The 23506-nt window shown below is 61.1% G+C and carries 27 protein-coding genes; 14 read left to right on the forward strand and 13 right to left on the reverse strand.

Annotation, left to right across the window (positions count from 1 at the left end):
* Nucleotides 1–24 precede the first annotated feature (24 nt).
* From trpC to G6M89_RS11910, 6 genes are all read left to right on the forward strand, one after another.
* Nucleotides 25–831 carry an indole-3-glycerol phosphate synthase gene (gene trpC, locus G6M89_RS11885; RefSeq protein ID WP_165161986.1) on the forward strand — a complete coding sequence of 269 codons (807 nt, stop codon included), beginning with the start codon at nucleotides 25–27 and terminating at the stop codon, nucleotides 829–831.
* 6 nt (nucleotides 832–837) lie between these two features.
* Nucleotides 838–2115 (forward strand): tryptophan synthase subunit beta, encoded by a 1278-nt coding sequence (gene trpB, locus G6M89_RS11890; protein WP_165161987.1) that lies wholly within the window; start codon nucleotides 838–840, stop codon nucleotides 2113–2115.
* The gene (gene trpA, locus G6M89_RS11895) at nucleotides 2112–3074 is read left to right on the forward strand and encodes a tryptophan synthase subunit alpha (RefSeq protein WP_165161988.1); all 963 of its coding nucleotides are present in this window, start codon (nucleotides 2112–2114) and stop codon (nucleotides 3072–3074) included. Before trpB ends, trpA begins: the two co-directional genes overlap by 4 nt.
* A 25-nt stretch (nucleotides 3075–3099) precedes the next feature.
* Entirely contained in the window at nucleotides 3100–3894 is a 795-nt protein-coding gene (locus tag G6M89_RS11900; RefSeq protein ID WP_165161989.1) for a 2-amino-3,7-dideoxy-D-threo-hept-6-ulosonate synthase, read from the forward strand.
* A 63-nt stretch (nucleotides 3895–3957) separates the two neighbouring features.
* The gene (locus tag G6M89_RS11905) at nucleotides 3958–4545 is read left to right on the forward strand and encodes a SprT-like domain-containing protein (RefSeq protein WP_165161990.1); all 588 of its coding nucleotides are present in this window, start codon (nucleotides 3958–3960) and stop codon (nucleotides 4543–4545) included.
* A 67-nt stretch (nucleotides 4546–4612) separates the two neighbouring features.
* Complete coding sequence (locus G6M89_RS11910) at nucleotides 4613–5152, forward strand: hypothetical protein (protein ID WP_165161991.1); 540 nt, start codon at nucleotides 4613–4615, stop codon at nucleotides 5150–5152.
* On the opposite strand, the gene G6M89_RS11915 is transcribed toward G6M89_RS11910, so the two are convergent.
* Nucleotides 5149–5829 carry an HAD family hydrolase gene (locus G6M89_RS11915; protein ID WP_165161992.1) on the reverse strand — a complete coding sequence of 227 codons (681 nt, stop codon included), beginning with the start codon at nucleotides 5827–5829 and terminating at the stop codon, nucleotides 5149–5151. The two genes, G6M89_RS11910 and G6M89_RS11915, sit on opposite strands and share 4 nt — an antisense overlap.
* Nucleotides 5830–5946: 117 nt before the next feature.
* Between G6M89_RS11915 and G6M89_RS11920 the strand changes: the two genes are divergently transcribed.
* Nucleotides 5947–7149, forward strand: coding sequence for a 3-dehydroquinate synthase II (locus G6M89_RS11920; protein ID WP_165161993.1), 1203 nt, complete (start codon nucleotides 5947–5949; stop codon nucleotides 7147–7149).
* A gap of 3 nt (nucleotides 7150–7152) precedes the next feature.
* Here G6M89_RS11920 and G6M89_RS11925 read toward each other — a convergent pair whose 3' ends face one another.
* From G6M89_RS11925 to G6M89_RS11940, 4 genes are all read right to left on the reverse strand, one after another.
* Nucleotides 7153–7632, reverse strand: a complete 480-nt coding sequence (locus G6M89_RS11925; protein WP_165161994.1) for a zinc ribbon domain-containing protein — start codon at nucleotides 7630–7632, stop codon at nucleotides 7153–7155.
* An 85-nt stretch (nucleotides 7633–7717) separates the two neighbouring features.
* Nucleotides 7718–8425, reverse strand: a complete 708-nt coding sequence (locus G6M89_RS11930) for a hypothetical protein (RefSeq protein WP_165161995.1) — start codon at nucleotides 8423–8425, stop codon at nucleotides 7718–7720.
* Nucleotides 8426–8504: 79 nt separating this feature from the next.
* Nucleotides 8505–9188: a type I 3-dehydroquinate dehydratase gene (locus G6M89_RS11935; RefSeq protein WP_165161996.1), complete on the reverse strand. Its 684-nt coding sequence runs from the start codon at nucleotides 9186–9188 to the stop codon at nucleotides 8505–8507.
* Between the two features lie 63 nt (nucleotides 9189–9251).
* Nucleotides 9252–10232 (reverse strand): transcription initiation factor IIB family protein, encoded by a 981-nt coding sequence (locus tag G6M89_RS11940; protein ID WP_054862344.1) that lies wholly within the window; start codon nucleotides 10230–10232, stop codon nucleotides 9252–9254.
* Nucleotides 10233–10449: 217 nt separating this feature from the next.
* Here G6M89_RS11940 and G6M89_RS11945 point away from each other — a divergent pair, with 217 nt between their 5' ends.
* Together G6M89_RS11945 and G6M89_RS11950 are read left to right on the forward strand one after the other, a co-directional pair.
* A complete protein-coding gene (locus tag G6M89_RS11945) occupies nucleotides 10450–10977 on the forward strand; it encodes a DUF84 family protein (protein WP_165161997.1) in 528 nt (175 codons plus the stop codon).
* A gap of 199 nt (nucleotides 10978–11176) precedes the next feature.
* Complete coding sequence (locus G6M89_RS11950) at nucleotides 11177–11410, forward strand: hypothetical protein (RefSeq protein ID WP_165161998.1); 234 nt, start codon at nucleotides 11177–11179, stop codon at nucleotides 11408–11410.
* A 138-nt stretch (nucleotides 11411–11548) separates the two neighbouring features.
* On the opposite strand, the gene G6M89_RS11955 is transcribed toward G6M89_RS11950, so the two are convergent.
* From G6M89_RS11955 to G6M89_RS11970, 4 genes are all read right to left on the reverse strand, one after another.
* Complete coding sequence (locus G6M89_RS11955; RefSeq protein ID WP_165161999.1) at nucleotides 11549–12166, reverse strand: ArsR family transcriptional regulator; 618 nt, start codon at nucleotides 12164–12166, stop codon at nucleotides 11549–11551.
* A gap of 219 nt (nucleotides 12167–12385) precedes the next feature.
* A complete protein-coding gene (locus G6M89_RS11960; RefSeq protein WP_165162000.1) occupies nucleotides 12386–13549 on the reverse strand; it encodes an SPFH domain-containing protein in 1164 nt (387 codons plus the stop codon).
* 120 nt (nucleotides 13550–13669) lie between these two features.
* The gene (locus tag G6M89_RS11965; protein WP_165162001.1) at nucleotides 13670–14248 is read right to left on the reverse strand and encodes an NfeD family protein; all 579 of its coding nucleotides are present in this window, start codon (nucleotides 14246–14248) and stop codon (nucleotides 13670–13672) included.
* A 97-nt stretch (nucleotides 14249–14345) separates the two neighbouring features.
* On the reverse strand, nucleotides 14346–15320 hold the full coding sequence (locus tag G6M89_RS11970; RefSeq protein WP_165162002.1) for a sugar phosphate nucleotidyltransferase: 975 nt from the start codon (nucleotides 15318–15320) through the stop codon (nucleotides 14346–14348).
* Nucleotides 15321–15443: 123 nt separating this feature from the next.
* Between G6M89_RS11970 and G6M89_RS11975 the strand changes: the two genes are divergently transcribed.
* The 3 genes from G6M89_RS11975 (at nucleotide 15444) to G6M89_RS11985 (ending at nucleotide 17543) form a co-directional block, all read left to right on the forward strand.
* The gene (locus tag G6M89_RS11975; RefSeq protein ID WP_165162003.1) at nucleotides 15444–15740 is read left to right on the forward strand and encodes a transcriptional regulator; all 297 of its coding nucleotides are present in this window, start codon (nucleotides 15444–15446) and stop codon (nucleotides 15738–15740) included.
* 145 nt (nucleotides 15741–15885) lie between these two features.
* Entirely contained in the window at nucleotides 15886–16245 is a 360-nt protein-coding gene (locus tag G6M89_RS11980) for a hypothetical protein (RefSeq protein WP_165162004.1), read from the forward strand.
* Between the two features lie 107 nt (nucleotides 16246–16352).
* Nucleotides 16353–17543 carry a trans-acting enoyl reductase family protein gene (locus G6M89_RS11985; RefSeq protein ID WP_165162005.1) on the forward strand — a complete coding sequence of 397 codons (1191 nt, stop codon included), beginning with the start codon at nucleotides 16353–16355 and terminating at the stop codon, nucleotides 17541–17543.
* An 8-nt stretch (nucleotides 17544–17551) separates the two neighbouring features.
* Here the strand turns inward: G6M89_RS11985 and G6M89_RS11990 are convergent, their stop codons facing one another.
* Nucleotides 17552–18883: an MATE family efflux transporter gene (locus G6M89_RS11990; RefSeq protein WP_165162132.1), complete on the reverse strand. Its 1332-nt coding sequence runs from the start codon at nucleotides 18881–18883 to the stop codon at nucleotides 17552–17554.
* Nucleotides 18884–19111: 228 nt separating this feature from the next.
* On the opposite strand from G6M89_RS11990, the gene G6M89_RS11995 reads away from it, so the two are divergent.
* Entirely contained in the window at nucleotides 19112–19597 is a 486-nt protein-coding gene (locus tag G6M89_RS11995; protein ID WP_165162006.1) for an Lrp/AsnC family transcriptional regulator, read from the forward strand.
* A gap of 105 nt (nucleotides 19598–19702) precedes the next feature.
* Nucleotides 19703–20173 (forward strand): response regulator, encoded by a 471-nt coding sequence (locus tag G6M89_RS12000; RefSeq protein ID WP_165162007.1) that lies wholly within the window; start codon nucleotides 19703–19705, stop codon nucleotides 20171–20173.
* A gap of 19 nt (nucleotides 20174–20192) precedes the next feature.
* Here G6M89_RS12000 and G6M89_RS12005 read toward each other — a convergent pair whose 3' ends face one another.
* Genes G6M89_RS12005 through pabB form a run of 3 tightly spaced genes read right to left on the reverse strand, consistent with a single transcriptional unit; the run spans nucleotide 20193 to nucleotide 23432 of the window.
* Entirely contained in the window at nucleotides 20193–21098 is a 906-nt protein-coding gene (locus G6M89_RS12005; protein ID WP_165162008.1) for an aminotransferase class IV, read from the reverse strand.
* Nucleotides 21095–21781 (reverse strand): aminodeoxychorismate/anthranilate synthase component II, encoded by a 687-nt coding sequence (locus G6M89_RS12010; RefSeq protein WP_165162009.1) that lies wholly within the window; start codon nucleotides 21779–21781, stop codon nucleotides 21095–21097. The genes G6M89_RS12005 and G6M89_RS12010 overlap by 4 nt, the downstream gene beginning before the upstream one ends.
* Nucleotides 21774–23432 carry an aminodeoxychorismate synthase, component I gene (gene pabB / locus G6M89_RS12015; protein ID WP_165162010.1) on the reverse strand — a complete coding sequence of 553 codons (1659 nt, stop codon included), beginning with the start codon at nucleotides 23430–23432 and terminating at the stop codon, nucleotides 21774–21776. Before pabB ends, G6M89_RS12010 begins: the two co-directional genes overlap by 8 nt.
* Between the last annotated feature and the right edge of the window lie 74 nt (nucleotides 23433–23506).

The following is a 23506-nucleotide window of genomic DNA, read 5'->3' on the forward strand; positions in this document are numbered from 1 at the left end:
ATATGAGTACGTCGATGTACAACAATGAACTCCGAGACGGACCTGGCGCCCGCGGTGGCGTCGATCCTCGAGGCGGCTCGCACGCGAGCGGGCGGTGACGAGGCACTCGACGTCGACGCGCAGTCGCTCCCCGACGCACTCGAGCGGGCCGAGGCGGACGGCCGCGTCCCCGTGATCGCGGAAGTAAAACCGACGAGTCCGACCGCAGACGGGACCCGGGAGGACGACCCCGTCGAACTCGCCGAAGCGATGGTCGAGGGCGGCGCAGCGGCGATTTCGGTGCTGACCGAACCGAGCCACTTCGGCGGCTCGCCCGAGGCACTCGAGCGCGTTCGCGAGGCCGTCGACGTGCCCGTCCTCCGCAAGGACTTCGTCGTTCGCGAGGCCCAGTTGGACGTCGTCGACGCCGACCTCCTCCTCCTGATCGTCCGATTCGTCGACAATCTCGAGTCCCTTATCGAGGCTGCCCGCGAGCGCGGCTTCCAGCCCCTCGTGGAGGTGCACGACCGCGCGGAACTCGAGACCGCACTCGAGGCAGGCGCGGAGATAATCGGCGTCAACAACCGGGATCTGGCGAAACTCGAGGTGGACCTCGAAACCTTCGAGTCCGTTGCGCCCGAAGCCCCCGAAGACGTGACCCTGATCGCCGAAAGCGGCATTTCTTCGCCCGCGGACGTGCGCCGGATGCGCGAGGCGGGCGCTGACGCCCTCCTGGTTGGCAGCGCCATCATGGACCACGGCGCGGCCGACAGCGACGTAACGGAGAACACGCGGCGACTGACGCAGACGGAGTCCGCCCCGACAGCCGCCGACGGCGACAGCGAAGACTGATTTGATATGAGCAAGACCACACCAGACCACGACCGCGACCGCAACCGTGAGCGCGACAGCGAGGCGACGTTCGGCGACTACGGCGGCCAGTACGTCCCCGAGGCGCTGATGCCCGCCTTGCAGGAACTCGAGGACGCCTACGAGCGCTACGTTTTAAACAATGAAGACGGCTTCATGGACGAGTTCCGCGAGCGAATGCGTGATTTCGGCGGGCGACCAACGCCCTTGCAGCGCGCGGATCGACTCAGCGAGCGCTACGACCGCGAGATCTACCTCAAACGCGAGGACCTTGTCCACGGCGGCGCACACAAACTCAATAATGCGCTCGGGCAGGTCCTGCTCGCGAAGTACATGGGCAAAGAGCGGATCATCGCCGAGACCGGCGCGGGTCAACACGGCACCGCGACCGCGATGGCCGCCGCGCATCTCGACATGCCCTGTGAAATCTACATGGGCCGGACGGATATCAACCGCCAGCGCCCGAACGTCTACCGGATGCGGATGAACGGCGCGGCGGTCAACCCCGTGACGGCCGGCAGCGGGACGCTCAAGGAAGCGATCAACGAGACGATGCGCGACTGGGCGACCACGGTCGAGACGACCCACTACGTCATCGGCAGCGTCGTCGGCCCACACCCGTTCCCGAAGATGGTTCGGGATTTCCAGGCCGTCATCAGCCAGGAAGCGCGAAAGCAAATTCAGGAGCAAGCAGGTCGCCTCCCCGATACCGTCGTTGCCTGTGCGGGCGGCGGCTCGAACACGATGGGGACGTTCCACGAGTTCGTTCCCGATGAGAGTGTGGACCTCGTCGCCGTCGAAGCCGGCGGCTCGAGTCTCGAGATCGACGAAGAGGCGAATCTCGCACCTAACTCGGCGACGCTTTCGACGGGCACCGACGGCGTGCTCCACGGCGCGATGACGAAACTCCTCCAGAGCGAGGACGGCCAGATCGTCGAATCCCACAGCGTGAGCGCGGGACTGGACTACGCCGGCGTCGGTCCGGAGCTCTCGCATCTCGTCGCGACCGACCGCGTAACGCCCGCAAGTGTCGACGACGACGACGCGCTCAACGGCTTCCATCGTCTCTCGAATCTCGAGGGGATTATCCCGGCACTCGAGTCCTCGCACGCACTCGGATACATCGAGGAACATACGGACGATCTCGGCGACCTCGTCGTCGTCAACGTCTCCGGCCGGGGCGACAAGGATCTGGAAACCGTCCTCGAGGAAACCGAGAAACGTGATCTCGAGGCGGCACCGGATGTGGAGGTGTTCAAGGAATGAGTGACGAGCGTCGAGCGGAGCGAGACTCTCGGGAAACGCGAACGGGGAGCGACGACCAGGAGCGACCCGTGAGCGACATCGAAGCTGCCATCCGCGAGAACGACCCGGCGCTGATCACCTACATCACCGCGGGCGATCCATCGCTCGAGGACACGAAAGAATACGTCGAAGCACTCGACCGGGGCGGCTCGGACCTGATCGAACTCGGCTTGCCCTTCTCGGAGCCAATTGCCGAAGGGCCGACGATTCAGGCCGCGATCAACCGCGCGCTGGATGCGGGGACGACCCCGCAGGGCTTCTTCGAGTTGGTTGACGACCTCGAGACCGAGGCACCGTTGCTGGTGATGACGTATTATAATATGATCCTGCAATATGGTACAAGCGAGGCGCATAGCGCCTCGGATAGCCGAGCGGTGGAACCGCGAGGCAAGCCTGACGTTCGGCCGTTCGTCGAACGCGCCGCAGAAGTGGGCCTTTCGGGACTGATCATCCCCGACCTTCCAGCCGAGGAAGCCGACCCGCTTCGCGAGGCCTGTGACGATCACGGCCTCGATCTCGTCTTCATCGTCGCGCCGACAACCGAAGGCGAGCGCTTAGAAACCATCATGTCGCAGGTTTCCGGATTCGCCTACGTGCAGGCCCGACTCGGCACGACCGGCGCTCGAGCGAACGTTTCCGGCGCGACGCACGACAGCCTTGAGCGCCTCTCCGAATTCGACGTGCCAAAGGCCGTCGGCTTCGGCGTTAGCGAGGGCGATCACGCAGCCGAGATCATCGAAGCCGGCGCGGACGGCGTGATCGTCGGCAGCGCGCTCGTCGACATTATTGCCGAGCACAGTTCGGACGGCGACGCAGCCGACCGCCTCGAGGCGAAAGCGGCCGAACTCAAACGCGGCGCGCGCCGCGGGGCCGGCGAGGCGGTCGACGCGGAAGACGTACCGGAACCAGAACAGCCATAACTGCAAGCTTGCTACACACCCGCAAATGACGACAGGAACTGACGCACGACTTGACCGCATCGGGACAGACGGAAAATACGTCATCGTCCCCATGGACCACGGTATCACAATCGGTGCCGTACAGGGACTCAAAGACATCGAATCGACGATTGACGGAATCACGCGCGGCGGCGCAGACGCCGTCCTCACGCAGAAAGGAATCGCGCCGCGCGTTCACGAGAACAAAAACGGCAAGGGCTACATCGTTCACCTGAACGGCTCGACGTCTATCGGCCCAGACGAGAACGACAAGCGATCGACTGGTACCGTCGAAGACGCCATTCGAGTCGGCGCAGACGCCGTTTCCTTCCACATCAACGTCGGCTCGGACCACGAGCCAGACCAGCTCTCCCAGCTCGCAGAGGTCACCTCGACGGCCGACCGCTTCGGTATTCCCGTTCTCGCGATGGCCTACGCCCGCGGCCCTGATATCGACTCTGCAGACCCAGAGGCACTCGGCCACGCCGTTCGACTCGCCGAAGAACTCGGTGCCGATATCGTCAAGACCGGATACAGCGGCGACGCAGACAGTTTCCAGCACGTCGTCGAATCGACGCGACTGCCGGTCGTCATCGCCGGCGGCGCACGCGGCACCGACCGCGAGACGATTGAGATGGTTCGTGGTGCAATGGACGCCGGCGGTTCGGGTATCTCGATGGGACGCTCTATCTTCCAGCACGAAGACCCCGTAGCGATTTCGACTGCCGTCTCCGGTGTCGTCCACGATGATCTCTCCGTCGATGAGGCGCTTCGCGAAGCCGGACTCGCACTCGAGGCCTAAGCTGCCCGCTGCCGAGTGGTCGCGACCACAACACACTCATCTTTTCACGTCTTTCCTCGAGCCGTGACCGAGACTGACGGCAATCGGCTCACTGTCGACGACGAGATCGTCGCTCGAGCCCGCATTCACGCTCGCGAGATCTGTGGCGACGGTGGCGAGTACGACCTTGACGTGGATTTTGACGCCCTCGAGTGGGATGTCTCTGCGCGTGCACAGCGGCGAGCGGGACTATGTCGCTGGAATCGCAGGAAAGAGATCGCGACAATCATCCTCGCTCGACGTGCCTACGAACGCTACGAGTGGCCGGAGTTTGCGGCCGTCGTGCGCCACGAACTCGTCCACGCCTGGGAGTACCAGCAGTTCGGCGAGTCAGGCCATGGACCGCGATTCCGTGAGCAGGCAGCGCGACTCGAGGCACCGCGTCACTGTCGGTCCTTTTCTGAGCCCCGATATCATCTTCAGTGTCTCGCTTCTGACTGCGACTGGCAGGCCAAGCGCCATCGGGCCTCAAAGCCAGTGAAATCACCGGATCAGTATCGCTGTGGCAGCTGTGGCAGTTCGTATGCCGTGACCCACGTCGAGAGTGGGCGCTCGTGGACCACCGCAAGCGAGTACGGCGGGGCGAAAGCAGCACTCGGCGACGAGTGGTAACTCAGGCAAGGGATCGTTCCATCATCACCACAGAACACTTATTCACTCGACGTGACCAGAGTCGTCTATGGGAATACTCGATACGATGCTCGGCCGAGACGGCGCGACTCCCAGCGGTGAGGGCCAAACCTACACACTCCCACAGGAGACTCACGAGTTTGTCTACCCGATTGCCGTCCGCCGCACAGAACTCGAGGCGTTCGCAGCGACGCTCGAGACGGAAGCGGAGGCCCCCTCACTCGAGGACAACACGGCGGATGTCCAGGCCGTTCTCGACGAGGTTCTCGGCGATGTCGATATCGACGCGTCGGAACTGGCAGCGACGAGGAAACAGGTCCGAGCCGATACCGAGCCCGTGATCGCACACTGGCTCGAGCAACTGCCCGAGGATGGAGAGATGGGCGTCGTCTACGCACGAGAGGGAACGTACTCGACGCTGCTCTCGTTTGTCAAACTCTGCCGACAGCGCGATGACGACTCTACCGACGAGTTCGAACTCTCCGAAGAGTTCGGCGCAGTGGCTGCATTGCTTACACGTCTCAAAACCGCCACAGACAGTCAGTACCGGGCAGTCGTCCACACAGATTTACTTGATCCTGACCGTTAGACGATCGACTCGAGTGCCTCGAGCGTCTCGAGTTCGTACGTTGGTCGGTGGCCGTGTTCGTCGCCGACATCGGTGCCGCCGTCGGTCGCGACCAGCGCCGAATCAAGTCCCATGGCATTCGCACCAGCGATATCGGCGCGCACCGAGTCGCCGATGTGGATCGCCGCATCCGGCGTCGTCTCGAGCTCACCGAGTGCGTATTCGAAGGGAGCCAACGCTGGTTTCGGGAGAATTCCGGCGCTGGGTTCGGTGAAGACGCAAACATCAAAGGCGTCTGTAATATCAAGTGCCTCGAGTTTCTGAGTCTGGGTTTTGCGCCCACCGTTCGTAATGAGCGCGACGTCTCCACAGGCTCGAGCATGCTCAAGGGCGTCCGCCGCACCAGGTCGGAACTCGACGGCGCTCGGATCGCTCGTCTCGAGGTAGGCGGTCGCGAGTGCTGACGCATTGGCGTCGGCCTCGGCTCGCCGAGAGACTTCAGCAAACAGGTTTACGTAGAACTCTCGAGCCGTTTCGGATGTCGGCAAGGCGGGGATTGCGGCTTGCAGATCGGCGGGCGTACAGAAGGGATCGCAGCCGACTCGGTCGAACGCCGTCTCGAGGACGGCTGTGGGGTCCTGTGTCGACTCACAGAGCGTGCGATCGAGATCGAAACAGATCGCGTCGTAAGCAGGCATTGACTCGAGATACGCGCGAGGCGACCCTCAACGTTTCGACGGGCGGCACTCGAGAGACGAGTGGACCCGTCTGCGGGATTCGCCACGTTCAAGCCAGTTCCCTTCGACCGTCGAACTATGACACGATCAGTCTGGATTAAAGCCGACGACAGCGTCGGTGACTGGGACGAACGCCGCGAGCGGATCACGACCGCACTCGAGGCGGGCGTCGACTGGGTACTCGTCGATGAAGCAGACGTCGAACGCGTGCGTAACCTCGGCGATATCAACGTCGCTGCGTTTCGGACCAACGGCGATGTGACGCTCGTTGATGACGCTGAAGAAGACGATGAAATCGAACACATCGAGGTTGGCAGCGACGCCGAACCCGACGCCATCGTCGTCGGTAAAGAGGGCGAAGGTGATGCGACAATTGACATGCCAGAAGATTTCTCTGGCTCTGCGGATCTGTCGACGCTGCGCCGTGACGTCGATGTTGAACGCGGCGCGTACGTCCGCATCCTCGACAAAGAGTACGAAGCGTTCGCCGAAACGGCCGCCGAAGAAGCCGATCACACGATCATCATCGGCGAGGACTGGACGATTATCCCCCTCGAGAACCTGATCGCCCGCATCGGTGACGAGACCGACCTTGTCGCTGGCGTCACGAGCGCCGACGAAGCGAAGACGGCCTTTGAAACCCTCGAGATCGGCTCCGATTCCGTCCTGCTCGACTCGAGCGACCCCGACGAGATCCGCAAGACCGTCGAGGTTCGCGACGAAGCCGAACGCGAGACGCTCGATCTGGAGTACGCCGAAGTCCTCGAGATCGAACGCGCTGGCAGCGCTGACCGAGTCTGTATCGACACCGGCAGCCTGCTCGAGCACGACGAGGGAATGCTCGTCGGGTCGATGGCTCGTGGACTCGTCTTCGTCCACGCCGAAACGGCCGAATCGCCGTACGTCGCCTCGCGCCCGTTCCGAGTCAACGCGAGTGCGGTCCACGCCTACGTTCGAACGCCCGATGGCGGGACGAAGTATCTCTCAGAACTCCAGAGCGGCGACGAGGTCCAGATCATCAACACCGACGGCAACACCCGCGAAGCCATCGTCGGCCGCGTCAAAATCGAACAGCGACCGATGTTCCGCGTCGCTCTCGAGGCCCAATCTGGCGACCGAATCGAAACCCTGCTGCAGAACGCCGAGACGATCAAAGTCTCGACCAGCGAGGGGCGAAAGGCAGTGACGGATCTCGAGGCTGGCGACGAGATGTTGCTGTACTACGAGGATACGGCACGCCACTTCGGCGAGGCCGTCGAAGAGAGTATTATCGAGAAATAGCGGTTAGGCTTCTTTCGGTTCGGCTTCGGCCCGCTCTGGGTCGTTTTCTGACTCCGACTCTGATTCATCTTCGTCATCTTCGTCGTCACCGCGTGGCTCGAGACGGGTCGTACACCAGTGACAGAACTCGAGGTCGTCATCGAGTTCTTTCCCGCATTCGGGACAGGTCGGACCGTCGACGTCCGCAGACGAGGAGTTCGGCGGGAATCCGAGCGAGCGGAAGGTGGCATCAATTGCAGCGAAGAGGACAATAAACGAGAGGACGAACTGTCCCATCGTTTCCGTTTCTTGCGTGGCTAGTTCAGCCCCCTCAGTAACCGAGTCCGCATTGGCGATCATTTCGACGGGGAAAAAGAGCGCGATTGCGGAGAGGTACAGACCCACAAAGATCAACGCCCGAATCCAGTCACGCAGCACTGCGTGCCCTGCACCAGGTAAGATAACCGAGAGACCCCCGGCGAGGAGTGCACGAAACCATGACATAGTCAGACACTAGAAGAGCCGACTGGTTAACATTCCGGTTCTGGCTCGCGGGCACACCCAGTGTCTCGAGCCACGCCCTCGAGAGTTACTCAGCCGCATACGGTTTCCTGACGAACATGACGCCACAGGACGCACACGCGAGGGCGAGGTCGCCGCCCGTCGACTCGAGACTGTTGGGTGGTGACTGCCGACTCGAGTCCGGCAGCAGTCCTGTCGATTCGCCCGCCAGTGATCCAGTCGGCAGCTCTGTTTCGTGAATCTCTCCGTCGCAGTTTGGGCACCACTCGAGAAAAAGACGGAGCGCCGTCAGCACCGCCCCGCGCTCGTCGCCGTCGAGTGCGTGCCAGTTCTCGCCGCGCACCTCGAGCACCGAGGCGGCCGCGAGATCGGCGAGCAACGCCGCGTTCGATGGCCAACAGCCCACCCGGTCACGATCACAGGTCGCGACGAAGCCGTCCGGCTCGACCGACAGTTCCAACCGTCGGGCATCGATCTCGAGGTGGGCCGCCAGCGTCTCGAGGTGAGTCTCTCGCTCGCGAATCTCGAGCAATCGGTCGGTCCAGTCGGTTCGAAACGATGGCTCGAGGCGTAACTGGCCCGACTCGGTACGTTCGACAGCGATAGTGGCACACAGCAGCGTAACGAGATCATCTGTGCTATCAAGCGATGTGTCGCTATCGAGTGCGTTTCGCAACTGGCTCGTGGTTTCCTTCCCACCGTTCCCTGTGGCTGGGATGAGCAACGAGTCGCGGTCAGCAACACCCTCGAGCGTTGCCGTCTCCGTCGCGTCCATACGACGGCTCACCTCGAGGGCACCTATTGGTATGGCGTCGTTTACGGCGTGAACAAGGCGAACTCACTCAGCTATTCGGCTACTCGAGCGTCTCAATCAGCATCGACAGCGTCTCGAGGTCGTACTGGCCGGGCGCGGTCGCATCGGCGGGATCGACCGGCGCGTAGCCGATCCGCGAGCCATACAGTGGGGCAACGGCCCGCGTGTGGCTGCCGGCTTCGCCCATCGCCATCGTCGCGACCGTCTCGTCCGCCGTCGTCAGTTGGTGGGTCGCCGAAAGAACAGCGAGTGCATCGCCCTGCTCGTGTGCTGTCACAGCGAGTTTTCCGACATCAGCGTACTCACAGGCGTCCGTCAGCGTCTCGACCATCTCCGACTCCGCGGGCGCCCCCTCGAAATCGTGGGCCGACGCGATGACTGAAATGTTGTGGTCCGTTGCCGTCTCGAGCACCACATCGGCTGCTCCCGAGCGACACGACTCGAGTTCGATATCGACTGCTTCGACATCCTCGAGTCGGGCGGCCTCGGCGAGGTCTGCAAGTCGCTCGTCGTCGTCGCCATCCCATTCACCGCCCTCCCAGGCGGCACGGTTCGTCGCGAGAATCGGCAGGTCACCGTCGTACTCACGCAGCGCCTCGAGCGGGTCTGCGTCGGCGAGATCCATCCGGAACTCGACGGCATCGGCGTGGTCTCGAGCGGCCGGCTCGTCGGCGAGGTCAGCAGTTGCGGCAGTCAGGACGAACGAATCGAATTGCAAGCCCATTTGCTATCGGGTGTGGTGGGCGGCGAGAAAAGCGGTTCGGTCCGTCGGATTCAACGAGGGCGTTCAGGCGACACCGAGCGTTTCCTCGGCCTCGAGGAGTTCGTGATAGCGGTTGCGGATAGTGACTTCGGAGATGTCCGCAACGTCGGAGACGGCGGCCTGCGTGGTCTTTTCGTTGGTCAGTAGGGCTGCGGCGTAGACGGCTGCAGCGGCGAGGCCGACCGGCGACTTGCCCGAGTGGACGCCCTTTTCTTTGGCGTTCTGGAGCAGACTGCGTGCGCGGTGTTCTGCTTCATCCGAGAGGTCAAGTCCCGACGCAAAACGTGGGACGTAGCTCTCTGGGTCAGCCGGCTGGACCTCGAGGCCGAGTTCGCGGACGACATAGCGGTAAGTGCGAGCGATTTCGTTTTTCTCGACACGGGAGACGTCGGCGATTTCGTCGAGACTTCGGGGAACGCCAGCCTGACGGGCGGCGGCGTAGACACACGATGTCGAGACGCCTTCGATCGATCGCCCTGGCAGGAGGTCCTCGTCGAGGGCGCGCCGGTAGATGACGGACGCGGTTTCGCGGACGTTGTTCGGCAGTCCAAGCGCGCTCGCCATCCGGTCGATTTCGCCGAGTGCCTGTTTCAGGTTGCGCTCTTTGCTGTCACGGGTGCGGAATCGCTCGTTCCACTTGCGCAGGCGCTGCATCTTCTCGCGCTGGCGCGAGCCAAGCGAGTTGCCGTAGGCGTCTTTGTTCCGCCAGTCGATGTTCGTTGACAGGCCCTTGTCGTGCATCGTGTTCGTCGTCGGTGCACCGACGCGGGACTTTTCGTTCTTCTCTGCGGCGTCGAATGCACGCCATTCGGGACCGCGGTCGACGGAATCTTCTTCGACGACGAGTCCGCAGTCTTCACAAACGGTTTCGCCGTGCTCGTCGTCAACGACGAGGTTGCCCGCACATTCTGGGCAGGCAAGATCGTTCGATTCAGTCTCAGTCTCTTCGTCAGTCGATTCTCGTTCGGTACGCCGGACTCTTGTGTTCGATTGTGCGTTTGTCATGCGATGGCTAGCGCTGCCCGGACAGCATTCGGCAAAAGTCCGGACGAAGTCGTTACCTACTGGATTCAAAGACTCATCGTATAATGCTTTCGAAATTGAAGTCCGATACTCCATGAAAACCGGTAATTCGGACGAAAAGGTATGAGAAAACATAACATTGATATACTGAAACACGACGGATCGTCACACCCAACTACTGGCGCTCGCAACAAGGCCCATGCACGTTGCCGTCGGCAGCACCAACCCAGTTAAGCTCGAGGCCGTCGAGCAAACCCTCGAGCGATTCGACCCCACTGTCACCACGGTTGCAGTCGACTCCGGCATTCCGGAACAGCCCTGGTCAGTCACAGAGACGATCACGGGAGCCGAAAACCGCGCTCGCCACGCACTCACAGCGACCCCAGCCGACTACGGCGTCGGCCTCGAGGGTGGCGTTGCGCGCTTTGACGAGACGCCGGGGCTGTACCTGATCATGTGGGCCGCCGTTACCGATGGCGAGCGACTCGAGCGCGGCGGCGGGCCATCGATCCGACTCCCTGACCACATCGCCGACCGACTCGAGGATGGCGAGGAACTCGGGCCGGTGATGGACGACGCCTGTAACACGAACGCCATCGCAGAGACGATCGGCGCGGCGGGTGTCCTCTCTGCTGACTTGATCGACCGGGCCAGCGCGCTCGGTGATGCGCTTGCGTGTGCGTTCGGGCCTTTTCAGGTCGACCACTATGCCCAACCACTCGAGTAGCGCGCCCGAAATGCTGTATTGGCCTGTTGAAACGGTCTCTGTGTGCGACGCTCACAAAAAGGAATGAATTAACCGGCTGTACCAACACAGTGTTTCCCACCGATTATTACCCAATTACTTGGGTCGAAAATCGCACGACTGCGGCGGGTTAACCGCGCGTACCAAACCCCCTAAGAGTGTGTCCACCATGCGTTGGTATATGAGCACCGCAATGGCACCCGACCTCACGAGCAAACAGCAGCAGATTCTCCGCTACCTGCGAGAGAACGCCGCGACGAAGACCTACTTCAAATCGCGGCTCATCGGTAAGGAGCTGGGAATGACTGCCAAAGAGGTCGGCTCGAACATCACCGCGATCCAAAACGGCGACTACGACGTCGAAATCGAGAAGTGGGGCTACTCCTCGAGTACGACCTGGAAAGTCAATATCTAAGCTGCAATCGGATCGTCTGAATGCAGATTCCGTTTGGTTTTGAACCCGCTCTGTTCACCGCTCGAGTGATCTCCGTCACAGCTGACAGCGTATGCTGAGTGACATGCTGAACCCAATATAGCGTGGCTGTAGAACGAGTTAGCCCTCGTACTCGAGGAACTGATCAGCGTTTTGGGCGAGCTCGCCCGCTCGCTCGCCAAAGGAATCGGCGTGGCGAACGACAAGCATCATCACCGTTGCCGGACGCTCGACCGCGTAGCCGTCGTCTCGAGAGAGCAGGCCTGCCTCCTCAAGTTTACCGGCGTACTTGCTGACCGTCGGCGGTGACACCTCGAGTGAATCGGCAAGATCGCCGGCAGTTGCCGATGGGTCCAAGAGCAATTCGATGATCATCCCGCGAGGGGTATCTCGGCGCAGGTAGCCAAGAGTCCGTTTCTCGAACTCGTCGAAACGATCCGCGGGGACGAAGCGTTTGTAATCGCCGTCGCTGAACTGCTCGATTACCTCGAGCTCCTCGAGGCGACGCAGGTGGTGTTGGGTTTCGCCAGTGCCGAGTTGGAGGTCGTCACGAATCTTCGAGAAGTGGGCACCAGGAGTCGTCGAAAGATAGCCAGCAATCGCATCGCGTGCGTCGCTTTCACCTGTATCCGCCGCTGCCGGTTCCGAGAAACCAGCAATCGGTGCGGCGGCACCGAGGGCAGCAAACCGGCGCAGGGTCGATCGCTTATTGTCGTCGACCCCATCGGGCGATGTCATGTCTCTACAGTCCATCATGGGATGAGACCTAAAACAGGTTTCGCTCCAACTCGTTCATTGCTACTCGAATTTCATGCATTTTAACGTATCAGGTTCTGTAGTCGTTGATTTGGTTCTGTCGGCCGGAAGCCACGGAGTAATCACTCCTTACAGAGCGTCCGAGAAAAAGAGAACAATCGTTACAGCGGTTGTCCGCGTCAGATAGCGGGGTGTCGAGTCTCAGTTACTCGAGTTCGGTTCGGCGTCGACCCCGCCGTCGGTCTGACCCTGAAAGTCCTGATCCATCTCCTCGATGACTTCGTCGGGGTCGGAGATGGTGCCGGCGTCTTTGCCCTCTTTGATCGCTTGGGCTTCCTGTTCCATTGCCTCGAGATCCATCTCGGCTTCCTCGTCGATTTCGCCGATGATCTCGGCGATGTCGTCGAGACCGATCAGTTCGCGGGTCTCCTCGTCGAAGTCGCGGCTCTCGAGGGAGTCACTGTCTTCTTTGACGTCACTGCCTGAGAGGTGCTTGCCGTAGCGCCCAACCATTGAGGTGAGTTCCTGGGGCATGACGAACGTCGTCGAATCGCTCTGGCCGATTTCGGCGAGCGTTTCCATTCCTTGGTCGATGATTGCGCGTTCGCCCATCGACTCAGCCGACTTGGCGCGCAGGACGGTCGAAATCGAGTCACCCTGTGCCTCAAGGATCTGGCTCTGCTTTTCACCCTGTGCACGGATGATCTCACTCTGTTTCTCACCTTCTGCCTTCTCGACGGCACTGCGGCGTTCACCCTGTGCCTCGAGAATCATGGCACGGCGTTTACGCTCTGCGGAGGTCTGTTGCTCCATGGCGCGCTGGACATCTTTCGATGGGTTGACTTCACGAACCTCGACGGACTCGACGCGGATCCCCCACTCGTCGGTGGGTTCGTCGAGTTCCTGGCGGATGCGCGCGTTGATTTCCTGGCGCTTGTTGAGCGTGTCGTCGAGTTCCATGTCACCCAGAACGGCACGCAGCGTGGTCTGGGCAAGATTGGAGACAGCCTTTTTGTAGTTATCAACCTCGAGGAAGGCCTTCTTCGCGTCCATCACCTTGATGTAGACAACGGCGTCGGCGGTGACGGGCGAGTTGTCGCGCGTGATTGCTTCCTGTCGGGGCACGTCGAGTGTCTGCGTTCGCATATCGAACCGATAGGTGTTCGAGACGAACGGTGGGACGAAGTTGATACCCGGCTGGAGGAGTTTGCGGTACTCTCCGAACACCGTCAGGGCACGTTTCTCGTATGCGTCGACGATCTCAATCGCACTGAGGAGTGCGGCGAGAACGACCACGAGGACGAGTGCACCGATAAAAAGCAATGCTCCTTCGGCGGCTTGGAGTGGAATTATGTCTACGACCATAGTGCGGGATTATGTCGGTGACGTAAAAAGCGTTCCCTTGTTTTCACAACATGTTAACTGCACAGCGGCGTTTTTATACAGAGAATCGGAGATAAAACGGTGAAAGCGACTCGAGTGGCGTTAACTCGAGCGTTCGGTTTCGCGTTCACGCTGACTTTGTGTGTCAGAGGTTGCTTGATCGGCCGAACGGGCCGCCTCTTCAGCGAGTGCGCGGTCGATTTCGTCTTCACCGATTGCGCCGAGCGATTCGACGGTGAGGACGTTGCCACCGCCGGGATCGAGGACGATGATCTCTTCGCCTTCTTCGATCGTCCCGCTTGTCGTTCGGGCGCTGTAGTACGGTGCAAAGCCGCCCTCGTTGAGTTTGACTTCGCCGCTGCGATTCGTGATTGTCTCGGTCGCGTAGCCCGTCGTACCGGCGAGTGAGCCCGAATCCGACGTTTGGGCGGTGCCCTTCCCGCCGTAGAAGTCGAACTCGTTGTAGATGTACGCGGCAGCGAGACCAATTCCGAGTGTCAGCGCCGCCAAAACGAGAAAATTGGCAGCGGGCGGAAATAACACACCGATCAACCCAGCCCCAACTAGTGCGACGCCGATAACGATCAGATGTGCGCCGGGAGACAGCGCCTCGAGCGCCATCAGTACGAGCCCGACCGACAGCAACAAAAGCGGCATGTTCCCCATGAGGGCCTCGAGCATATCTTGGTCTAAGGGCTCACCCCGATTAAATGTTTACTGCGATTCACTCAGTGTGTAATTCCGGGAATCAAGATCTATCGGCGCGACAGCGCCGGTTTCACTCCGACGAGCCGTTCGTTATCGTCGTATGCGCGCCGATGAGCGCGCCCGCGAGCGCGAGATCCTCGAGATGGGTGTTCTCGTCGATGATCGAGCGACGAATCTCGCCGTTTCGGACCGTTGCATCCGGGAAGATAACCGCGTGATCGACGGTCGTCTCCTCGAGTGTCACATCGCCCATGATGTGGACGTTATCACCGATGGTGGCGTTCTCGAGTGTCGCGGAGTCGGCGACGAGTGACTGGCCATCGAGATGCCAGGCGACGGCATCGAGGTAGCTTTCGGGCGTGCCGATGTCGTACCACGCACCCTCGAACGTGTAGGCGTAGGTCGCTTCGCGGTTTTGCAGCCACTGAACGAACCAGCCAGGTTCGTCGGGGTTGTTCCCCTCCTCGAGATAGGTTGGAAGTAAGTCGAGCGATTCCTGTGGGAACGCATAACAGGCAATCGAGACGAGCGTTGAGTTGGGGTCGTCGGGCTTTTCCTGGAAGTCGACGACGCGGTCGCCCTCGAGGTCGACGAGGCCGTAGGATTTCGCCTTTTCGCGGGAACCGACATCGTAGGCAGCGAGCGTTGGTGCGTCTTTGTCTTGGAAGTAATCAAGAAACTCCGTGATGTCGAAGCTGATTAGGTTATCGCCGGCGATGATGAGCAGGTCGTCGTCGACGTTTTCGCGGTCGATCAGCTGTGCGAGCGCGCCGACGACGCCGAATTTCTCGTCTTCACCGGACGTGTCTTCGATCGACAGCGTTGGCTTTTCGAACTCACTGTCTGCCAGATGGGCCTCGAACTCGGCGGCGAAGCGCTCGTTTGTGCTCACGAACACCTCGTCGATTCGCTCGTCTGCCTCGAGTTCGGTGAAGATGCGATCGATGACGGTCGATTCGCCGATCGGCAGGAACATCTTGGGCCGATGCTTGGTGATCGGCCACAGCCGGGTCGCGTATCCGCCAGCAAGGACGACGGCTTTCATGCCCGCGATTTCGGCAGGCGACTGTAAGTCACTTGCCCTTTCGACCCTTTCTTTCCACGGCTTGTATCTCGAATGGTTGTCTCGAGCGAACAGTATAAATCGCCGACCGCCGTGGCTGTGTCTATGCGCGAGGCTGACGAAACGACGCGACAGCAACTCACCAGAATGTTGCGAGCCGAGCCAGCGACACCGAGCGAACTCGCTGTCGAGATGGATCTGACGCCACACGCCATCCTTGGCCACCTCGAGCACGTCTCGCAGTCAGTCGATACCAACGATGCTGACGAGCGATTTCTGGTTGCCCCGCCAGCGTGTCGCGACTGTGGATTCGATAACTATGATGATCTCTTGAATCTCCCGTCGCGATGTCCGTCCTGTAAGAGTGAATCAATTGCAGAGCCGACGGTGACGATTGACTAGGCGTCTTCAATTCGACACGCATATTTAGCGCCGTGGCGAGAAACCGGTACGAACCCTCGAGTACGGACGGGAGGCGGGTCCGATGACAGACTCGGTGCGGATGTTCTCCGCAGCGAGAACGCAATCGAGGGAACGGAGGCTATGCATGACAGCTACGTCAGATTCAACGGTCGACTGTGCCGAGACAGTCGTTTCGATCCTCGAGTGGCTCGAGCAGAGTGACGAGTCGCCTGGGGCGGTTGATGAAGCCCTCGGTATTTTGTCGAACAGCCGACGGCGACGCTTTATCGAGGTCATGCGGACCTACGACGAAGAGATCACGCTGCCGGATGCCGCCGAAGAGGTTGCAGTCCGTGAATCCGGCAGTTCGGTCCAGGAGCTATCGGCAGACCAGGTTGCAAACGTCTATCTCTCTCTCTATCACGATCACCTGCCGCGATTGGTCGATGCCGGTGTCCTCGAGTATGACCAGGAGCGCGATCTGGTCTGGCCAACAGCGTTTTGATACCGGTTTGGAGAGTCCGACAAACCAACCGAGACACGTGAGAAACGTGTCAACTTCCCATCTATCGTCTGACGGAGTTTTAACACGTCCTCCACGTAACGGGGTCTATGGACTCCCTTCTCATCTACGGATCGTACGGCTATACGGGCCATCTGGTCGCTCGCGAAGCCGTCGCCCGAGGAGAAGACGGACCTGATTGCACCCCGACACTAGCAGGACGCGACGGGCGTGCGGTCAGCCGACAGGCGGCAACACTCGGTGTCGACAGCCGACAACTCGCACTCGAGGACGACCTCACGGCCGCACTCGAGGAGTTCGATGCAATTCTCAACTGCGCGGGTCCGTTCACCGAAACAGTCGATCCGTTGCTCGAGGCCTGCCTCGAGACGGGTACGGACTATCTTGACGTGACAGGCGAGGTCGCAGTGTTCGAACGACTGCGCCAGCGCGACCAAGAGGCACGAGCGGCCGGCGTCACGATGGTTCCGGGCGTCGGCTTCGAGGTTGTTCCCTCGGATTGTCTGGCTGCGATGCTTGCTGAGCACCTGCCGAGCGCAGACAGCCTCACACTCGGTGTGGAGGCACGCGGGCCGCCCTCGAGTGGCACGGCGCAAACGGTGCTTACCCTGCTCGCCGACGGTGGAATCGTCCGACACAACGGTCGGCTCATCAAGGTCCCGGCGGGGTTTCGGACGCGCCAAATTGACTTCGGTGATGGCCCGACAGACGCGGTCTCCGTCCCCTGGGGCGACGTCGTCACGGCTCCATACAGCGCCGGTGTCGACTCGGTCGAAGTCTACGCCGGCGCGCCCTCGTGGGCGGGCCGCGCGCTCGCTGTACTCGAGTCGTTCAGTTGTTTGCTCAAACGCAAGCCGGTTGACCGACTCCTCGAGTATGGTATCGAGACGGTCCTCGACGGCCCTGACGACCAAACGCTGGCGACCGACCGGGCCGTTGTCTGGGGCGAACTAACCGACGAGAACGGACAGCGGGCAACAGCGAGACTCGAGACACCCAATCCGTACGCGCTCACGGCACAGTCTGCGGTGTCGGCTGCCGAACGCGCCCTCGACCTGGAGTCGGGCGGCAGCGACGAGCGCGCCGTACAACCTGGCTTCCAGACGCCGGCGACGGCCTTTGGCAGCGAGTTCGTCCTCGAACTCGCGGATGTCGACTACGAACCACTCGTCGTTCCGACCGCCGCTGGCGACAACCACGAGACCGCCGGCACAGACGAGAAGGGAGACGAAGAGACAGTGGGAAACGATAACCGGCGACTGCTCGGGACAACTGATTGATACTATTGCTACTCCGCACTCGAGTCGTCCGTTGACCCCGGAGTACTCCCGCGTTCGTCCATCATCGCCTGGGTGCGTTCGACCCATGCGCCACGATAGAAGCCAACGGCGACGTACAGCGTGGCCCACAGATAGTAGATGATAATCGAGGCATAAATCGCGGGGACACCGAACTCGAGGACGACGCCGAAGACGTACGAAATCCCCAACATACCGAAGAGCATGCCAGTGATTCGGGCGATGAACGGTGTTTTGGTGTCGCTCCCGCTTGTTAGCGCGCCCGCGAGAACGGTATAGAGCACGGTCAAGGGTGCGGCGAGCGCGTACGCCGCAGCGAAGTTGGCCGCATAGAACCGCGTCTCTGGATCGTCGGTGAAGAAGTCGACGAACCACTCTGCGCCGATGAACAACACGACGCCGAGGCTTCCCACCGTCACAAGTCCAAGGAGTGCCGCCGCCCAGCCGTTGTAGCGTGCGCCCTCGGGGTCGCCTTCGCCGAGCGTCTGGCCGACGATGATGCTTGTCCCCGTCCGGTATCCTCGAGAGAGCGGGGCCGTAATCTGCTGGTAGACGCGCTGTCCGATCTGGTAGGCTGCGTTAACTTCTGTTCCGAACAGCAACAGGATGGCGTTGAACGGGAACGCAATCACGGTCGAGCCGAGCCCCTCAACGATGCGCGGGGCACTAATCGTGAGTAACTGCTTCGTGACGACCCACTGATTTGGACGGACGAACCCCGCAGGCGTCCAGGGACTGGCAATTGCTGCGAGCAGCGCAAGCGCGGAGAAAACGTTCCCGAACGCCGTCGCGATACCGACGCCGATGATGTTGAGTTCGGGTGCGATCCAGAGTCCCAGCCCGAGCGTGAGCGTCCCGACGATGTTGAGCGCGTTCGAGACGCCGTTGATGTACATCGGCGTGCGCGTATCACCCGCGCCCTGTATCGACCGGGCAGCAACGAGTGCGACGTGACGTGCGGGCGTCGTCGCGAAGATAATTGCCAGATAGATCCCACCCTGGCGAGCAACCTCCGATTCGGCACCAAGCAATGCAATCGCCCACTCCCCGAACAGGAACCCAAAGAGGACGAACGGGATGCCGGCGACCGCACCGAGGAGGATCGCTTGTGTGATCGCTTCGTCCCGGTTTGTCGTCGCCCCACTCCCAGTATCCTGACTCGAGAGTGCAATAACACCACTTCCCAGTCCAAGTCCAATCCGAAGCGGTAATCGAGCATAGAGATCTGCAAGCCCAACGGCCGCGACGGCCGCGGGCGAAAAGAGGCCGGTCACTGCGATATCGGTGGTACGCATCAGCGTCCGCAGGAACTGTTCGACCATCACCGGCCACGAGAGGTTGAAGACACGTCGCCAGACAGCAAACAGTCGGTCGCGTCCTCCGGAAAGCACGCCCAACACGCCAAATACTCGCTGCCTCCAGGGCTTGAACGTGTTGCAACCGGCACTCGAGGATCTCACCCGAGTTTCGGGTGGGATACGCACAGAATCGTAAGAGACGGGATAGACAGCAGTAGCAGGACGTATATCTACAACCTCTCTAGAGGAGGTATGGACGAAAACGAGGTCACACTCGACGATATCGATCGGGGAATCTTGCATCAATTACAGCAAGATGCACGCAATAACACGACACGTGAAATTGGAGAGGCGGTCGGCGTCTCCGCTGGAACAGTCCGCAATCGACTGGAAAAACTCGAGGAGGCCAACGTAATTCGTAGCTATCTCCCGGAGATCAATTACGAGCGTGCGGGCTATCAGCTCGTCATGTTATTCACCTGTACGGCGGCTGAACCGGACGACTCGATTGCCGCTGATCTCCTCGAAATTCATGGCGTTGTCTCAGTCCGGAAGCTCCTCGCTGGGACGGAGAACTACCACGTGACCGTCGTTGGCTCGAACACCGACGAGATCGCAACTGTTGCAAACGCTGTTCGCAACTGTGGCCTCGAAGTCGTCCGTTCGGATGTAATGGATACAGAACACCAGCAGCCGTTCAATCACTTCGGCAGAGAGATTTCACAGCCAGATATATAATTTCCCGAATATTGTCTTCGAAATCAGTAGCTATGGCACGATTTATTCGGTAGGAAAACAACTGAAGGCGAGGGTTTATTTGTGCTCAGTGGGAGTACTTTGACGATGGGCCGTACCTCCACTGGGTCGAAGTCACCGCACAGGCCTGCTGATGAGCCTGTACAGGTTGTCCTTATCGAAGACGACCCAGACGATGTTCGTCGCATACGCGCCGGATTCGATGAGATGGAGTTCGAGTATGCGATCGATGTCTACACGACCGGTGATGAGGCACTGGACGCACTTCTCGAGTCACATCCTCGTTCCTACCCTGATTTCGTCCTCCTCGATCTTACGCTGCCTGGGACGAGTGGCGGTGACGTTCTCGAGGCGATCGCGTCACAGACGAAGTTGCGACATCTGCCGGTGATCGTCCTGACGGACTCGGATGCAACCGAAGACATCGAACGGAGTTATGCGACCGCAGCAAACGCCTACGTGACGAAACCACCCAACGGCAGCGAGTATACGTCAATCATTGCCGCCATCGAACGCTTCTGGATCAAACAGGCGCAGTTGCCTCCCAAAACGGCGTAAAGACGGCCGATAGTCCGTCTCAGCGTATTTCGGTACTGTCCGCGCCACGATAACAACGTGCTTCGACCCGCTCGGCATAGTGGCGCCTGAGTTGGGCAGTCATTGGCCCACCACCAATCGAATAGCCATCAAGCGTCGCGATTGGACGCAGTTCCCACGTTCGATTGGTCAAAAAAGCCTCTGTTGCCTGGTACAGCCTGTCTCCCTCATATGAACCTGTCTGTGTCTCAATTCCTGCATCAGCGGCCTCCTCGAGCACGATTTCGCGGGTGATCCCAGGCAGAACGTCGCCCTCGAGTGACGGCGTGTGGAGGACACCATCCTGCACGAAAAAGACGTTACTGGTCGCTCCTTCGGCGATGTGGCCTGCACAGTCCAGCATGAGCGCCTCATCCGCAGACACGTCGCCGTGTTGGAGTTCTGCCCGTGCGAGAATGCCGTTCAGGTAGTTGTGCGTTTTCGCCGCGGCTGGCAAGGCCTCCGTCGGAATCCGTTTCGTTTCGACCGACTGCACCGTGGCTGGCTTGTCCCAGACGGACTTGCCCTCGAGGCCACCGCGGGGAAGCGGGCTGACGTAGATGACCACTGTCGGATCGACATCGGGCTGGGGCGTGAGTTTGCCCGGCTGGACACCGCGGGTGATCGACAGCCGAACGTATGCATCCGAGAGTTCGTTCGCCGCGAGTGTCTTGTCAATCCGCGCGTGGAGGTCGTCGTTCGAGAGGCCGTGCTCGAGCGAAAGGGACTCGCACGTACGCTCGAGGCGCTCACAGTGTCTGTCCCACGCGAAAATCGTGCCGCCGTAGGCGCGCATGGTCTCGAAGGCGGCGTCGCCGTAGCGAAAGCCACGGTCGTCGACGCTGATGGTGGCTTCGCTCGCGGGCACGAGGTCGCCGTTGACGTGGTAGAGGCGCTTGTCAGTCATCGTCGGGCCTGTATCTGGGCGGCGAACCGACAGAAGTTCTCGATCATTCGTTTGCCGACCCGTAAGGAAATTCCATCGCCATCGGTCTCGTCTCCGCGCTCGCGCGTCAGAATACTCTCTGGATGGAACTGCACCCCGAGGTGGGGCCTCTCGCGGTGGCGAACGGCCATCAATACGCCGCGCTCATCAGCCGTCCGTGCGGTCTCCTCGAGTGTGTTCGGGAGATCCCCGCGGTCGACGGCCAGCGAGTGATAGCGCCCAACTTGGAACGTCTCGGGAAGCCCCGCAAAGAGACCCTCGCTGTCGTGACTCACCGCGGAGGGCTTGCCGTGGACGACATGCGGAGCGTGGACGACCGGCGCGCCGTTTGCCGCACACAGCGCCTGATGACCGAGACAGACGCCCAGAATTGGATACGCGGTGTCGGCAAACAGCGGAATCGAGATACCAGCCTCCTGTGGCGTCCCCGGCCCAGGCGAGACGACGATACCCGTCGGCTCGAGAGCGTGGACGTCCTCGAGATCGATCTCGTCGTTGCGGCGAACGATGACCTCGTCTGCGACTTCGCCGACGTACTGGACGAGATTGTACGCGAACGAGTCGTAGTTGTCCACCACTAAAATCCGCGTTCGCGTCTGTATCTCGTCTTCGGCCGCGCCGTCGACCGCTGTCGGCTCAGTCATCCGCATCACCTCCAGTCTCACTCGAGTTGGGAGGCGACTCCTCGAGCGCCATATCTGCACGCTCCCCGAGTGCCTCATCGACGGCCGTGATGAGCGCGCGGGCCTTATCGAGCGTCTCGTCGTACTCGCGGTAGGGCTCGGAATCGTGGACGATGCCCGCGCCCACGCGGAGGTGGTACTCTTCGGCGTGGCGAACGAGCGTCCGAATCGTGATGTTCAGCGTTGCCCGGCCATCGAAGCCGAAGATGCCGACGCTGCCCGTGTAAGGGCCACGCCGGGTTGCCTCGAGTTCGTCGATGATCTCCATCGTCCGCGGTTTGGGCGCGCCGGTGATCGTTCCGCCGGGGAAGACGGCGGCGATTGCATCCGAAAGCGACTGTCCCTCGCGCAATCGGCCGGTCACGTCCGAGACGAGATGCATCACTTCGGAGTAGCGATCGATGCGGCGGTACTCCTCGACCGCGACAGAGCCATAGGCACACACCTTTCCGAGGTCGTTTCGCTCGAGATCGACCAACATTGCGTGTTCGGCGCGTTCTTTCTCGTTAGCGAGGAGGTCAGCCTCGAGTGCGTCGTCTTCGTCGGGTGTCTCGCCTCGCGGGCGGGTGCCAGCGATTGGTTCCGTTCGGACGAACTCGTCACTGCGCTCGAGTAGGAGTTCGGGACTTGCACTCACCAGATCGGCTGCTCGGAACTCGAGCAAGCAGGAATAGGGCGCGGGATTCACCCGCCGGAGGGCGTCGTAGGCCGCGACGGGGTGGACGGCTGCGGGGGCGACAAGTCGCTGGGAAATATTCGCTTGAAACGTATCGCCGTCGTGAACGTAGCCTTTGACCTGTCGAACGCGATCAGCAAACGCCTCGCGGCCGCAGTCGCTCTCGAAGGTTGCCTCCGTCGCAGATACCGGCGGCTCATCGACCGCGGGATCACCCTCGCGGATCGCTCCAGCCAACTCGAGTGCGCTGTCCCTGCCGCGTTCGTAGGCGTGCTCGAGTGCGCTCGTTGCGACGGTGACGTCTGCGTTCAGTTCGAGTCGGGGACAGGCCGCAATCCGAAGCGTCACGGATTCGTCGGGTTCAGTTGGTTCCTCCCATGCAGCCAGTCGGTCGTAGACACACACCTCGAGTCGTGGCAGACTGCGGTCGTCGACAGCTGATTCGGGAAGATCCTCGAGTTCGCGCGCCACGTCGTAGGAGAGCCAGCCGATTGCGCCGCAGGGGTAGGGAATCGAACACTCCCCGCGGCGCAAATGATCGGCCTCGAGCAGCCCCTCGAGTGCGGCGAGTGTGGGGGCGGTATCGGCTGGGCTGACAGCAGCCTCTGTGGCGTCAGCTGGCGCACTGTCGGAATCGCCGTTGTCATCGTCCGCGAGGGCGATTGCCTCTGGCGAACAGGTCAGTCGATCGACTGGGTCAACGCCAAAGTAGCCCCAGCCGGGTTGGCCGCCGGTCGTCTCGAGAAAGCTTCCCCCATCGCCATCGCTCGCACGACAGTAGGCCTGAAACGGATCGTCCACCTCGAGTCGGACCTCGACTGGGACGCGAACGGCGTGATCGCCCGTCGCGTCGTCACATTCGGCTTCGTCTTCCGTCGAGTCGGACGCAGCGGCTCGAAACGCCTCGAGCGTCGTCACGACGCGCGGATCGCTCATATCTCTCGAGAGCGGGTGCGCCACTAATCTTCTTTCGGTCTCGGCGGATACAGACGCTGGTTCGGGTACAACAG

This window comes from Natronolimnobius sp. AArcel1, assembly GCF_011043775.1.
In the GTDB taxonomy this organism is placed as follows: domain Archaea; phylum Halobacteriota; class Halobacteria; order Halobacteriales; family Natrialbaceae; genus Natronolimnobius.

What these genes read in the sequence shown, in the direction of transcription:
- G6M89_RS11970 (WP_165162002.1), bottom strand. Translation starts at nt 15,320, where the DNA reads ATGAAAGCCGTCGTCCTTGCTGGCGGATACGCGACCCGGCTGTGGCCG.
- G6M89_RS11925 (WP_165161994.1), bottom strand. Translation starts at nt 7,632, where the DNA reads ATGTCATGGTTTCGTGCACTCCTCGCCGGGGGTCTCTCGGTTATCTTA.
- pabB (WP_165162010.1), bottom strand. Translation starts at nt 23,432, where the DNA reads ATGAGCGATCCGCGCGTCGTGACGACGCTCGAGGCGTTTCGAGCCGCT.
- G6M89_RS11995 (WP_165162006.1), top strand. Translation starts at nt 19,112, where the DNA reads ATGGACGAAAACGAGGTCACACTCGACGATATCGATCGGGGAATCTTG.
- G6M89_RS11980 (WP_165162004.1), top strand. Translation starts at nt 15,886, where the DNA reads ATGACAGCTACGTCAGATTCAACGGTCGACTGTGCCGAGACAGTCGTT.
- G6M89_RS12005 (WP_165162008.1), bottom strand. Translation starts at nt 21,098, where the DNA reads ATGACTGACAAGCGCCTCTACCACGTCAACGGCGACCTCGTGCCCGCG.
- G6M89_RS11930 (WP_165161995.1), bottom strand. Translation starts at nt 8,425, where the DNA reads ATGGACGCGACGGAGACGGCAACGCTCGAGGGTGTTGCTGACCGCGAC.
- G6M89_RS11950 (WP_165161998.1), top strand. Translation starts at nt 11,177, where the DNA reads ATGAGCACCGCAATGGCACCCGACCTCACGAGCAAACAGCAGCAGATT.
- G6M89_RS12000 (WP_165162007.1), top strand. Translation starts at nt 19,703, where the DNA reads ATGGGCCGTACCTCCACTGGGTCGAAGTCACCGCACAGGCCTGCTGAT.
- G6M89_RS11945 (WP_165161997.1), top strand. Translation starts at nt 10,450, where the DNA reads ATGCACGTTGCCGTCGGCAGCACCAACCCAGTTAAGCTCGAGGCCGTC.
- trpC (WP_165161986.1), top strand. Translation starts at nt 25, where the DNA reads ATGAACTCCGAGACGGACCTGGCGCCCGCGGTGGCGTCGATCCTCGAG.
- trpA (WP_165161988.1), top strand. Translation starts at nt 2,112, where the DNA reads ATGAGTGACGAGCGTCGAGCGGAGCGAGACTCTCGGGAAACGCGAACG.
- G6M89_RS11935 (WP_165161996.1), bottom strand. Translation starts at nt 9,188, where the DNA reads ATGGGCTTGCAATTCGATTCGTTCGTCCTGACTGCCGCAACTGCTGAC.
- G6M89_RS11990 (WP_165162132.1), bottom strand. Translation starts at nt 18,883, where the DNA reads ATGGTCGAACAGTTCCTGCGGACGCTGATGCGTACCACCGATATCGCA.
- G6M89_RS11985 (WP_165162005.1), top strand. Translation starts at nt 16,353, where the DNA reads ATGGACTCCCTTCTCATCTACGGATCGTACGGCTATACGGGCCATCTG.
- G6M89_RS11955 (WP_165161999.1), bottom strand. Translation starts at nt 12,166, where the DNA reads ATGACATCGCCCGATGGGGTCGACGACAATAAGCGATCGACCCTGCGC.
- G6M89_RS11900 (WP_165161989.1), top strand. Translation starts at nt 3,100, where the DNA reads ATGACGACAGGAACTGACGCACGACTTGACCGCATCGGGACAGACGGA.
- trpB (WP_165161987.1), top strand. Translation starts at nt 838, where the DNA reads ATGAGCAAGACCACACCAGACCACGACCGCGACCGCAACCGTGAGCGC.
- G6M89_RS11940 (WP_054862344.1), bottom strand. Translation starts at nt 10,232, where the DNA reads ATGACAAACGCACAATCGAACACAAGAGTCCGGCGTACCGAACGAGAA.
- G6M89_RS11910 (WP_165161991.1), top strand. Translation starts at nt 4,613, where the DNA reads ATGGGAATACTCGATACGATGCTCGGCCGAGACGGCGCGACTCCCAGC.
- G6M89_RS11920 (WP_165161993.1), top strand. Translation starts at nt 5,947, where the DNA reads ATGACACGATCAGTCTGGATTAAAGCCGACGACAGCGTCGGTGACTGG.
- G6M89_RS12010 (WP_165162009.1), bottom strand. Translation starts at nt 21,781, where the DNA reads ATGACTGAGCCGACAGCGGTCGACGGCGCGGCCGAAGACGAGATACAG.
- G6M89_RS11965 (WP_165162001.1), bottom strand. Translation starts at nt 14,248, where the DNA reads ATGCTCGAGGCCCTCATGGGGAACATGCCGCTTTTGTTGCTGTCGGTC.
- G6M89_RS11975 (WP_165162003.1), top strand. Translation starts at nt 15,444, where the DNA reads ATGCGCGAGGCTGACGAAACGACGCGACAGCAACTCACCAGAATGTTG.
- G6M89_RS11960 (WP_165162000.1), bottom strand. Translation starts at nt 13,549, where the DNA reads ATGGTCGTAGACATAATTCCACTCCAAGCCGCCGAAGGAGCATTGCTT.
- G6M89_RS11915 (WP_165161992.1), bottom strand. Translation starts at nt 5,829, where the DNA reads ATGCCTGCTTACGACGCGATCTGTTTCGATCTCGATCGCACGCTCTGT.